Raw genomic sequence first — 1,769 nt, 5'->3', positions numbered from 1 at the left:
GCTCACCGCGGATGCGGCCGACCGGGGCCGGCGCCTGCTCGGGGCGGCGTCCGAGGCGTGGGTCGCCGGCCAGCCGGACCGCGCCGCGACGCTCGCGGACGCCGCGACGGTGGCGCTCGAGGACCCGCGCCTGCACGCGGACGCGGTGCTCCTGCGCTCGCGCGTGGAGTGGAACACCGGCTCGGTGCAGGTGGCGCACCGCCGACTGCTGCACGAGGCGGTCGCCGTCGCACCGCACGACGCCGCCCGCGCCCGCGAGATGGCGATGTTCGCCGCGTCCCTCACGGCCACGACCCCGGTCGAGCCGGCGCAGGACCCGCTCGACCTGGTCGGGGAGCCGGCGACGGAGCAGGAGCGGTGCACCGCCGAGGTGCTCCGGGCGTTCGTGCACATCGGCCGGCACGAGTGGGCGCCGGCGGTGCGTGCGGTGCGCGCGGCCGAGCAGCACGCGGCCGAGGTCGACCTGGGCCTGCACGGGCTGCTGCCGAACCTCGGCCTGGCCGCCCTGCACGTCGCGCTGGACGACGTCGCCCTCCGCCTGCACGAGCGCCTGCTCGCGAGCGCCCGTGACGCCGGCGCGCTGATCATGGTGCTGTACGCGCTGACCCGTCGCGGCGCGGCGGACCAGGTGCTCGGCCGCTGGGACCAGCTCGCGGCCGGCGCCCGCGAGGCGCTCGGCCTCGCCGAGGCGACCGGGCGACCGGGCCTGGCCGCGATGCCGCACGCGTGGCTCGCGCTGTACGCGGCGCTGCGCGGCGACGACGACGCCCCCGAGCGGCTAGCGGCGCTCGAACGCGTGGTCGCGGCGGGGCCCTCGGGCACCACGGAGGCGTCGGTCCGCGGCCAGCTGCTGTGGACCCGCGCGGTCCTGGCCGACTCGCCCGCGGCGGCGGTGCATCACTACGAGCAGATGACGCACGGGTTCGCCGAGCGGATGATCGCGCTGGATCGCATCGAGACCGCCGTGGCGGCCGGCCGGCCGGAGCTCGCCGAGCGGTGGGTCGGCCACATCGCGCACTTCGCCGAGGGCACCGGGTCGCCGTGGGCCGCCGCGGTCACCGAGCACGGTCGCGCCGCACTCGCCGAGGGGCCCGAGGTCGAGGTGCACCTCCTGCGCGCGCTCGAGCTGCACGCCGCGTCGTCACGGCGGGTCGACGCGGCACGGACGGAGCTCGCGCTCGGCGAGTGGCTGCGCCGCGAGCGACGGCGGGTCGACGCGCGGCCGCACCTGCGGGCGGCGCTGCAGACGTTCGAGGACGTCGGGGCGCGGCGGTGGGCGGAGCGCGCCGCGCAGGAGCTGCGGGCGTCCGGGGAGACGGTCCGACGTCGCGACGCCCAGGGCGGGTCGGCGCCGCGGCTCACGCCCACCGAGCAGCAGGTGGCCCGGCTCGTCGCGCAGGGCCTCGCGACGCGCGACGTCGCGGCGCAGCTCTTCGTGAGCCCGCGGACCGTGGACTTCCACCTGCGCAACGTCTTCGCGAAGCTCGGCGTCACGTCGCGCGCGGCGCTCGCGCACGTGCCCCTGGACTGACCGCCGGACCCATCGCCGGTCGGGGCGCCGAACGGGGGCTGCCGCCGGCCGTCACGAAACGCCCGCGCGTCCCCTCCTTCATGTCGAGGGGGAGATGCGATGCGCGGACCGAGGGGCAGCCGACGACGCCTGTCGCCCCGACCCGCGCGGGCGTTGGCTGCAGCCGCGCTCGTCGTGGGCGCCGTGCTGCTGCCCGCGGGCGCGGGCGGCGCCACCGACCGCGCGGACGCCGCTTGCG

1 protein-coding gene is annotated in these 1,769 nt (G+C 78.6%); it reads left to right on the top strand.

Translation table 11 applies throughout. The features are described 5' to 3' along the window. Positions 1-1,531, top strand: a 1,531-nt coding sequence (locus tag ICW40_RS20520) for a helix-turn-helix transcriptional regulator (protein ID WP_221655818.1), incomplete at its 5' end; no start/stop codon positions are given. Positions 1,532-1,769 lie beyond the last annotated feature (238 nt).

It is taken from the genome of Actinotalea ferrariae (assembly GCF_019733465.1).
In the GTDB taxonomy this organism is placed as follows: Bacteria; Actinomycetota; Actinomycetes; order Actinomycetales; family Cellulomonadaceae; genus Actinotalea; species Actinotalea ferrariae_A.
Note: the sequence above shows the minus strand (reverse complement) of the source record. Positions and strands in the feature narration are given on the sequence as shown.